This window comes from Streptomyces sp. UH6 (assembly GCF_013421635.1).
GTDB lineage: Bacteria > Actinomycetota > Actinomycetes > Streptomycetales > Streptomycetaceae > Streptomyces > Streptomyces abyssomicinicus.
In genome coordinates this window covers 1-8,725 of record NZ_JACADT010000148.1, presented here as the reverse complement: position 1 = coordinate 8,725, position 8,725 = coordinate 1, and the positions used below count along the sequence as shown (strand labels likewise).

At 74.7% G+C, this 8,725-nt stretch carries 11 protein-coding genes and 1 riboswitch; of the genes, 5 read left to right on the top strand and 6 right to left on the bottom strand.

From position 1 onward, the window contains the following. Positions 1–612: universal stress protein (locus HW445_RS10790; RefSeq protein ID WP_180220803.1), on the bottom strand; the 612-nt coding region annotated here is incomplete at its 3' end. 41 nt (positions 613–653) lie between these two features. Here HW445_RS10790 and HW445_RS10785 point away from each other — a divergent pair. Continuing rightward, positions 654–815 (top strand): hypothetical protein, encoded by a 162-nt coding sequence (locus HW445_RS10785; RefSeq protein ID WP_180220802.1) that lies wholly within the window; start codon positions 654–656, stop codon positions 813–815. A gap of 381 nt (positions 816–1,196) precedes the next feature. On the opposite strand, the gene HW445_RS10780 is transcribed toward HW445_RS10785, so the two are convergent. Next, positions 1,197–2,570, bottom strand: coding sequence for an alkaline phosphatase PhoX (locus HW445_RS10780; protein ID WP_180220801.1), 1,374 nt, complete (start codon positions 2,568–2,570; stop codon positions 1,197–1,199). 218 nt (positions 2,571–2,788) lie between these two features. Then, a riboswitch (guanidine-III (ykkC-III) riboswitch) is annotated at positions 2,789–2,852 on the top strand. A 33-nt stretch (positions 2,853–2,885) separates the two neighbouring features. On the opposite strand from HW445_RS10780, the gene HW445_RS10775 reads away from it, so the two are divergent. Continuing rightward, positions 2,886–3,203 carry a multidrug efflux SMR transporter gene (locus tag HW445_RS10775; RefSeq protein WP_180220800.1) on the top strand — a complete coding sequence of 106 codons (318 nt, stop codon included), beginning with the start codon at positions 2,886–2,888 and terminating at the stop codon, positions 3,201–3,203. 29 nt (positions 3,204–3,232) lie between these two features. Here HW445_RS10775 and HW445_RS10770 read toward each other — a convergent pair whose 3' ends face one another. Then, complete coding sequence (locus HW445_RS10770) at positions 3,233–4,030, bottom strand: ABC transporter permease (RefSeq protein WP_218956822.1); 798 nt, start codon at positions 4,028–4,030, stop codon at positions 3,233–3,235. A 2-nt stretch (positions 4,031–4,032) separates the two neighbouring features. Continuing rightward, positions 4,033–4,974, bottom strand: coding sequence for an ABC transporter ATP-binding protein (locus HW445_RS10765; RefSeq protein WP_180220799.1), 942 nt, complete (start codon positions 4,972–4,974; stop codon positions 4,033–4,035). Positions 4,975–5,080: 106 nt separating this feature from the next. Here HW445_RS10765 and HW445_RS10760 point away from each other — a divergent pair, with 106 nt between their 5' ends. Then, a complete protein-coding gene (locus HW445_RS10760; RefSeq protein WP_180220798.1) occupies positions 5,081–6,307 on the top strand; it encodes a histidine kinase in 1,227 nt (408 codons plus the stop codon). 34 nt (positions 6,308–6,341) lie between these two features. Next, entirely contained in the window at positions 6,342–7,004 is a 663-nt protein-coding gene (locus tag HW445_RS10755) for a response regulator transcription factor (protein WP_180220797.1), read from the top strand. 49 nt (positions 7,005–7,053) lie between these two features. Here the strand turns inward: HW445_RS10755 and HW445_RS10750 are convergent, their stop codons facing one another. Together HW445_RS10750 and HW445_RS10745 are read right to left on the bottom strand one after the other, a co-directional pair. Further along, positions 7,054–7,257: a type II toxin-antitoxin system VapB family antitoxin gene (locus HW445_RS10750; protein WP_180220796.1), complete on the bottom strand. Its 204-nt coding sequence runs from the start codon at positions 7,255–7,257 to the stop codon at positions 7,054–7,056. A 48-nt stretch (positions 7,258–7,305) separates the two neighbouring features. Next, positions 7,306–8,013 (bottom strand): carbon-nitrogen hydrolase family protein, encoded by a 708-nt coding sequence (locus tag HW445_RS10745; protein WP_180220795.1) that lies wholly within the window; start codon positions 8,011–8,013, stop codon positions 7,306–7,308. Positions 8,014–8,132: 119 nt separating this feature from the next. Here HW445_RS10745 and HW445_RS10740 point away from each other — a divergent pair. Beyond that, positions 8,133–8,725: hypothetical protein (locus HW445_RS10740; RefSeq protein WP_180220794.1), on the top strand; the 593-nt coding region annotated here is incomplete at its 3' end.

Here is an 8,725-nt window from a genome sequence, read left to right as displayed (position 1 = left end):
CTCGTCCAGCAGCTGGAGGGAGCCGGGGCTGTAGGCGAAGACCGGGGGCAGCGACCAGGCGCGCACCGCGCGCAGCGGGGCGCCGGCCGCGGCGGCCGTCTCGAAGGCGAAGCGCAGCGTCTCGGCGCTGTCCTCCGGCTCGCCGTGCTGTCCGACGACGATCTCCCCGGCCGCCTCGGGCCCGTCCTTGACGTCCGCGCGGACCAGGACCACCGGGAGGCTCGCCCCGCCGATCACCTGCCGGCCGACGGATCCGAGCAGGAAGCCGAGCAGGATGCCCCGTCCGCGGGAGCCGAGGACCAGCATGCCGGCGCCCTCCGCGCACTCCGCGAGCCCTTCCGCCGCCTCGCCCCGCAGGATGTGGGTGCTCACCTCCAGTCCCGGGTGGCGCTCGGTCAGGCCGCGGACGGAGTCCTCCACGCCCTGCCGGACCCAGCGCTCCTGCTCCTGCGAGGTGCCGCTGCGCTCCTCCGCGCCGCTCACCCGGCGCGGCTCCCAGACGTGTGCCACCCGCAGTCCGGCCCCGCGCCGGCCGGCCTCGACGGCCGCCCATTCCAGCGCCGCCAGGCTCTCCGGGGTTCCGTCCACTCCTACGGCGATCGGACGGGTCATCAGCTGCCTCCCTGCTCACGGCCGGTGGCCGCGGTCGTGTCATGACTCAGTCGCACGGCACCAGTCTGGACCACGCCGTTCCGGAGATCGCGGCGCGTCCCGCCCCGCCCTGCGCCGAGCGGATGCGGGTGCCGGTGTCGGTGCCCGTGTCGGTGCCGGTGCCCGTGTCGGTGCCGGTGGGGCTCAGCAGCCTCCGGCCGTGAGTTCGACCACAGGTGGTTCGCGCACGCCGTCGAAGAGGGCGCGCCCACGGCCCACGAGGCGCTGCGCGCGCGGTGGTGCACGGCGGCCCGTTCAGCCGGAACGAGGACCACGGGTTCCGGTACGGCTACGCCTCCGAACGGCTCTGCGGGCTCACGGGATCCCCCTGGACAACGGCTGCTTCACCCCGCACCGGGGCGACCGGCTCCCGGTCGTCGACAACGGGCTCAAGACCCTGGGCGTCACCGCCGTCCCGGTCGGGGAGTTCGGCTTCGGCGGGCTCCCCGCGCCGCTGCCCCGGGCGGACACCCCGGACTACGGCGCATGGACGCCCGGGGCGATCGCGGAGGCGGCCCGCGGCGGGCGGGCCGCCCCCACGCGCGCTACCTCCGCCAGGGGCCCGTGACCGCGAAGGTGGTGCCCGGGTCGTAGCAGTTGACGTACATGGTCCCGCCGTCCGGCGAGAACGCGACGCCGGCGAACTCGCCCCATTCCGGGGCCTCCTGGGTACCGATGTTCTGGGCGTTTCGGGCCAGGGTGTAGACCTCGCCGCGGCGGCTGACCCCGTAGACGTGCTGCGCGCCGCTGCCGTCCTCGCACACCATCAGCGAGCCCCCTGGGGCCAGGCAGATGTTGTCCGGGGACTCGCCCGGCAGCTGGACGTCCGAGCCGGGACCGAAGACGATCACCAGGGTGAGGCGGCGGGCGCCCGGGTCGTAGCGCCAGACCTGGCCGTGGTGGTCGGCGCCGGATCCCTCGCCGGTGCGGGCGTAGGAGGAGACGAAGTAGACCGAGCGCCCGCCCCAGTAGCAGCCCTCGAGTTTCTGCCCCCGGGTGACGCCGCCCGGACCGTAGTCCTGCAGACGGGTCGGGGTCCGTGCGGCCAGCGGGTCGGGGACGTCCACCCACCGCACGCCGCCGAAGCTCGCGCCGGGTTCGTCGACGACGGAGAGGTCGGGCAGGTCGGGCACCCGCATCGCCTGGAGCCGTCCGCCCGCCCGGAGCGAGCCCAGGCGGCCCTCCGGCCGGTCGGGCAGGAAGCGGTAGAACAGGCCGAAGGGGGCGACGAAGGCGTCCTCGGTCTCGTAGACGACGCCGTGGACGGGGTCGACGGCGACCGCCTCGTGCTGGAACCGGCCCATCGCGGTGAGCGGCACCGCTCCGCTGCGCCGGGGGTCGGCGGGGTCGACCTCGAAGATGAAGCCGTGGTCCTTGGCGTAGCCGGCGACCCCGGCCTTGTCCTCGGTCTCCTCGCAGGTCAGCCAGGTACCCCAAGGGGTGGGTCCCCCGCTGCAGTTGACCGCGGTGCCCGCGACGGCCACGCGCTCGTCGACGACCGCGCCGTCGGGGCCGTCCAGGGTGATCAGGGTGCAGCCGCCCTTGGCCGCGGGGTCGTAGGTGAGCCCCTCGACGGTGGGGACGCCGAGCGCGGCGGTCGTGCGGTTCTCGTGGTTGCGGACGAGGTGGACGCGGCCCCTCCTGCCGGGCAGCGCGGTCATGCCGTCGCAGTGGGAGGGCACCTGCCCCTCGCCGGAACGGAGGGCCTCGCCCTCGCGGGAGAGCACCCGGTAGCGGAAACCTTTCGGCAGGTCGAGCAGGCCGTGCGGGTCGGGTGTCAGCGGACCGTATCCCGCCTCGGTGAGCGGCAGCGCGGAGGCGGCGGACACGGAGAAGAGCTCCGCGACGGCCCCGGAGACCACGATGCCCGCTCCGAGTGCACCGGAGCGGGCGATCATCTGACGTCGTGTTGCGGACATGGGCGACCTTCCTGCTGGCGGACAGGAGCGTGATCAGCTGTGTGTACCACGTCACACGGGTGCTCGGGAACCACGCCCGCATCGTCGCCGGGAGCCGGATCCCGGGTCGACCCCTGGCCGATCCTGGGCCGGTCCCGGGCCGTTTCCCCGGCCGCCGGGTGCCCCCCTCGCCCGGAAACCGGTCCCGGCACCGGCCGGTCCGGGCGTGTTAGCCTCGGCCTAGGTCGCCCCGTGCGGCCCCGGACGAGCGCGTCGTACCCGGTGAGGACAAGACGGCGTACCGACTGCCGTCTCTTCCGAAGGGGTTCCGCCGCCATGTCGGCCTGGCTCGTACTGATCGTGTCCGGACTGCTCGAAACCGTCTGGGCCGTCGCCCTGAACGCCTCGCGGGGTTTCACCCGCCTGGTTCCCACCCTGCTCTTCGCCGCCGCCCTCGTGCTCAGCATGGGCGGGCTGGCCTACGCGATGCGCTCGATTCCGATCGGCACCGGTTACGCGGTCTGGGTCGGCATCGGGGCCGTCGGCACCGCGCTCTACGGGATGCTCTTCCTGCACGAGCCCGCCACCGCCGCCCGTCTGGTCTGCCTGGCCCTCATCGTGGGCGGGGTGGTCGGGCTGAAGTTCCTGCACTGAGGTCCGGCGGCCGCCGCCGGGACGGCCGGTCAGGCGTCCCGGCGGCGCATCGCCCACCAGCCGGCGACCAGCGCGGCGGCCGCCCACAGGGCGGTCACGGCGAGCCCCTCCCAAGGCCCGAGCGGACCCGGCGAGGTCTCCCGGAAGAAGTGGCTGCCGGCCCGGTCGGGCAGGTAGGCACCGATCCCTCCGGCCCCGTCGCCGAGCACGAAGGACCCCACCAGGACGAACGGGACCAGGATGCCCAGCGCGCCGACGGCGCTGCGCAGCAGGACGGTGACGCCGGCGGCGAACAGCGCCATCAGCACCAGGTAGACCGCTCCGCCGACGCAGGCCTGCAGCACTCCGGGGTGGCTCAGCCCGATGGCGTGCTCGCCGAGGAACGCCTGGCCGACCAGGAAGGCCGCGAAGGTCGTCGGGACGGACACCAGCAGGGCGGTGACCGCGATCACCGCGGTCTTGCAGCAGTGGAGCAGTCCGCGGCGCGGCACGGCCGCCAGGGAGACACGCAGGGCGCCCTCCCGGTACTCCGAGGACACGGCGGTGGCCCCGTAGGCGAGGGCCGCCACCTGGGCGAAGTTCATCGTGTAGAAGGCCTCCTTCACCCGGTTCCCCCCGTTCGCCGCCTCGGACTCGCCGATGGTGCCGTAGGCGAGGACGGTGAGTGCCGTGGTGACGAGCAGGATCGCCAGCAGGGAGCCCCAGCTCGCCCGCACCGACCGGATCTTGATCCACTCGGAGCGGAGCACGGCGACGACGGGCGTGGCGGCCGCGACGGGCCCGGCGGGCACGGTGGGCACGGTGGGCGTGGCGGGTGCGACGGACATGGTCAGGCCTCCTGGGACGTGGTGACGGTGCGCGCGGACGCGGCGGCGAACTCGGCGGCCCCGGCGGTGAGGGCGAGGTAGGCGTCCTCCAGCGACACGCGGAGGTCGGTGAGCTCGAGGACGGGGATGCCCTCCCGGGCGCTCACCGCGCCGACCTCCTCGGCGGTGGCGCCGTCGACCAGCCACCGGCCGCCCTCGTCCTCCCGCATCCGGTGGCCCTTGAGGGCCATGCTCGCCCGCAGGCGCACCGGGTCGCTGGTGCGGACCCGGACGCGCGGGGTGGAGTGGGCGTCGATGAACTCGGCCGTCCCGACGTCGGCGAGCAGCCGTCCGCGGCCCAGCACCACCAGGTGGTCGGCGACCGCGGAGGTCTCGTTCATCAGGTGGCTGGACATCAGCACCGTGCGCCCTTCCCCGGCGAGCCTGCGCAGCAGCTGCCGCATCCACACGAAGCCCTCCGGGTCGAGTCCGTTGGTCGGCTCGTCCAGCATCAGCACCGGCGGGTCGCCGAGCAGCGCGGCGGCGACGCCGAGGCGCTGGCGCATGCCGAGCGAGAAGGTCCTCACGCGGCGCCGGGCCACCGGGGCGAGCCCGGCCTCCTCCAGCACCTCGTCGACCCGGGCGGCCGGGATCCGGTTGCTCGCCGCCAGGAAGCGCAGGTGGTCGCGGGCGGTGCGCGAGGGGTGGGCCGAGTGGGCGTCCAGCAGGGCGCCGACGGTGCGCAGCGGGGTGTCCAGGGTGGTGTAGTCCCGTCCGCCGACGGTGGCGGTGCCGGAGGTGGGCCGGTCCAGGCCGAGGACCAGCCGCATGGTGGTGGACTTGCCGGCGCCGTTGGGGCCCAGGAAGCCGGTGACCCGGCCGGGCTCGACGGTGCAGGTGAGGTGGTCCACCGCGCGGGTTCCGCCGTACTCCTTGGTGAGTGCCGTGAGCTCGATCTTCGTCATGTCCACAGCCTGTCGGGGCCGGGCCGCCGGGACATCCCTTGCCTGAGGGGTTCGTCTCCCCCGCGCGGGGGAGGGCCGTCCACGGCGGGTCTGGCAGCATGACCGGGTGCCTCGCCTCCTCACGCCGCTGACCCGCGCCGTCACCTACACCAGATGGCTGCACCTGGTGGTCACGGTGATCCTGCCGCTCGTCATGGCGATGGTCTTCCCCGGGCTGACGGACGCCTCCCCGGCCGAGTGGCTGCTGATCGCCGTCCAGCCGGTGCCGCTGCTGGTGCTGCTCGCCGCCCTGGTTCCGGCCGCGCGCACGGCCGAGGGGCTGCAGGCCCGGCTGATGCTCTTCCCGGGCGCGCACGCCAGGGACGGGGCGGGCTCCCCGGGCGACGACCACGGTGTCTCCGCCGCCCCGTCCGCCTCGTGGAACGACCGGCTGCGCACCGGGATCTGGCTGGTGCTGCGGCTGGAGGTGGGCTGCGCCGTCGCGGCGGTCTCCAATGTGATGGCCGGGCTCTGTCTGGCCCTGATCGGGGCGGCCTTCGGCGACCCGGGCGTCTCCGCCGCCTACCCGCTGCCCGGCACCGGCTGGTGGTACGGGCTGCTGGCGGTGGCGGACCTGGCGGTGCTGCTCGCCTTCGTCACGGTCGTCGGCGCGCTGATGGCGCGGGCCGCCGCGGCGCTGCTGGGGCCCTCGGCCAAGGAGCGCCTCGCCCGGCTGGAGGAGCGGACCGAGCGGCTGCTGGAGCGCAACCGGATCGCCCGGGAGCTGCACGACTCCATCGGGCACGCCCTGACCCTCGCGGTGGTGCAGGCGGGCGCGGCGCGGGCGGCGGGAGACCCCCGCTTCACCGAGCAGGCGCTCGGCGCCATCGAGGAGACCGGACGGGCCGCCCTCGAGGACCTGGAGAGGGTGCTGGTGGTGCTGCGCGATCCCGCCCGGCCCGCCGGGGCGCGGCCGGACCTGAGGGAGGCCGACCGGCTGCTGGAGTCGGCGCGGTCCTCCGGTGCCCGGGTCGACGCCGAGGTGTCGGGGCCGCTGGAGAAGGTGCCGGGTCCGGTCTCCCGGGAGGGCTACCGCATGCTCCAGGAGGCGCTCACCAACGCGGTGCGCCACGCCGGTCCGCTGCCGGTGGGAGTGCGGATCGGCGTGGAGGACGCCCGGCTGCGGATCGAGGTGCGCAACCCGCTCCCCGAGGCGGGGAAGGGGACCGGGCTGCGCGGCGGGGGGAGCGGTGTGCGGGGGATCCGCGAGCGGGCCGCCCTGCTCGGCGGAGAGGCCTCCGCCGGTCCGGAGGAGGGGATCTGGCGGCTGCGCGTGGACCTGCCGCTCGGCTGAGCCGCCCCGTTCGCCCCTGGTCTAGGCTGTGCCGATGCCCCTCACCGTTCTCCTGGTCGACGACGAGCCGCTGGTGCGCGTGGGTCTTCGCGCCGTGCTGGAGGCCCAGCCCGGCATCTCGGTGGCCGGGGAGGCCGCCGACGGGGCCGCCGTCGTCCCGCTGGTGCGACAACTGCGTCCGGACGTCGTGATGATGGACGTGCGGATGCCGCTGATGGACGGCATCGAGGCCACCCGTGCGGTGCTGCGGACCGTCGCGGACCCGCCGAAGATCCTGGTGGTCACCACCTTCGAGAACGACGAGTACGTGTACGGCGCGCTGCGGGCCGGCGCCGACGGGTTCCTGCTCAAGCGCGCCCGGCCCGCCGAGATCGTGAACGCGGTGCGGCTGGTGGCGGAGGGCGACTCGCTGCTGTTCCCCGCCGCGGTGCGGCAGCTGGCCGCCTCCTACGGTGAGACGCGTGGCAACGCCGGGGCCCGGGCCCGGCTGGAGCGCGCGGAGCTGACCGACCGGGAGGCGGAGGTGCTGCGGCTGGTGTCGCGCGGTCTGTCCAACGCGGAGATCGCCGAGCGGCTGGTCGTGGGCACCGAGACGGTGAAGTCCCACGTCAGCTCGGTGCTCGCCAAGCTGGGGGTGCGGGACCGCACGCAGGCCGTGATCGCCGCCTACGAGTCCGGGTTCGTCTCGCCGGGCTGACTCGCCGGACTGACTCGCCGGGCTGAGGAGCATCCGGCCTCCGCGGCGGTCAGCCGCCCTGCGGGTCCTGCGGCTTGGCGTCGATCTCCCGCAGCCGCTGGTCCGTGAGCTCCGTGCGCGCCTCGGTGCGGTGGCCGCGGGCGATGTAGTCGCGGATCACCAGTTCGACGGCGTCCTGCGGCGAGTTGGTCCCGGAGAGGACCATCACCTCCACGACGAGTTCGGCGTCCAGGTTGATGCCGACCTTGGCCACGGTCCTCCCCCGTCCTGCCCGCCGGACGGCCGGGCGTTACAGCGGACTCTAGCCGTTGCCGGGCGCGGGCATGACCGCCCGGGCGAAGTCGCCGGGGAGATCGCTCGCCTCGGCGACGAGGGAGCCGTCGGCCGCCCAGATGCCCGAGCGTCCCGAGGTCCGGTCGAAACCGCCGCCGGTGGGGCCGGCGAAGGCGGCGGTGGCGACCCAGACGCCGTGGTCGGCGGCGGCCCTGCGGGCCCGTTCGCCGTGCACCTCGGCCTCGGCCTCGGAGTGCACCACGCCGGCCACGTAGCCGTCCATGCCGAGGGCGGCGGTGGCGGCCGCGTGCTCGGGCAGACCGGTGTCCCGGCAGACCGCGAGCCCCAGGCGCACTCCGTCCACCTCGACGACCGTCGGCTCGCCGGGACGGAAGTGGTCCGCCTCGGCGCCGTACAGGTGCGTCTTGCCGTAGACCACGCGGGCCCCGTCACCGTCCACGGCGAGCACCCCGATGTGCGGTCCGGGGACGGGCGCGCCCACCAGGGCGAGCGATCCCGTCGCGGCGCAGGCGGCGATGATCGGGGCCAGCCGCTCGTCGTCGGGGGCGACCGGGGCGGCGTCCAGTTCGTAGCCGGTGAGGGACATCTCGGGGAACACCACCACCCTGGCGTCGGCCGCCCGTACCGCCTCGGCGTGGGCCAGGGCGTTGCCCGCCACGTCGTGGGCGGCGCAGCGGGGCTGCGCGACAGCGATGCTCAGGGATCGGCCGGCCATGGGTTCCTCCGGAAGTCGTCGGCGCGATCATCATACGGCGTGGTGGAGGAAGGCCGACGCGCCCGGCGAACCGGGAGGGAACGGGCAGCTCGGCATGAAGTGCCGCATAGAGTCCGGCCATGGGTCACTGGCTGTACCGGAACATCGTCGAGCCCGGCAAGCTCCCCCTGCTCCTCGCCCTCGCGTCCTTCCTCCTCACCTTCGCGGTCACCCGCCTGGTGACCCGGGCGATCCGTGCCGGGCGGGGACCGTTCCGCAACGTGGAGAGCGGCGGTGTGCACGTCCACCACGTGGTGCCGGGAGTGGTGCTCACCGTGGCGGGCGGCTTCGGCGCGGTGGCGAGCGGCACGCACGGCTTCGGCTCCTGGGCCGCCGCGGTCGTCTTCGGCGTGGGCGCGGGGCTGGTGCTGGACGAGTTCGCGCTGATCCTCCACCTGGCCGACGTCTACTGGTCGGAGGCGGGCCGCAAGAGCGTGGAGGTGGTGGTGATCACCGCCGCGCTGGCCGGGCTGCTGCTCGCGGGCTTCCTGCCCTTCGGGGTGGACGGCCTGAACGAAAACGCCCGGGAGAGCCGCGGCACCGTGGCGGTCACCGTCGTCGTCCATTTCCTCGTCGTCCTGACCGCCCTGGCCAAGGGCAAGGCGCGGCTGGCCGTGTTCGGGCTGGTGGTCCCCTTCGTCGCCCTGGTCGGCGCCGTGCGCCTCGCCCGCCC

Coding starts and splice junctions, on each gene's coding strand:
- HW445_RS10785 (WP_180220802.1), top strand. CDS start 654: ATGACTCAGTCGCACGGCACCAGTCTGGACCACGCCGTTCCGGAGATC.
- HW445_RS10780 (WP_180220801.1), bottom strand. CDS start 2,570: ATGTCCGCAACACGACGTCAGATGATCGCCCGCTCCGGTGCACTCGGA.
- HW445_RS10775 (WP_180220800.1), top strand. CDS start 2,886: ATGTCGGCCTGGCTCGTACTGATCGTGTCCGGACTGCTCGAAACCGTC.
- HW445_RS10770 (WP_218956822.1), bottom strand. CDS start 4,030: ATGTCCGTCGCACCCGCCACGCCCACCGTGCCCACCGTGCCCGCCGGG.
- HW445_RS10765 (WP_180220799.1), bottom strand. CDS start 4,974: ATGACGAAGATCGAGCTCACGGCACTCACCAAGGAGTACGGCGGAACC.
- HW445_RS10755 (WP_180220797.1), top strand. CDS start 6,342: ATGCCCCTCACCGTTCTCCTGGTCGACGACGAGCCGCTGGTGCGCGTG.
- HW445_RS10745 (WP_180220795.1), bottom strand. CDS start 8,013: ATGGCCGGCCGATCCCTGAGCATCGCTGTCGCGCAGCCCCGCTGCGCC.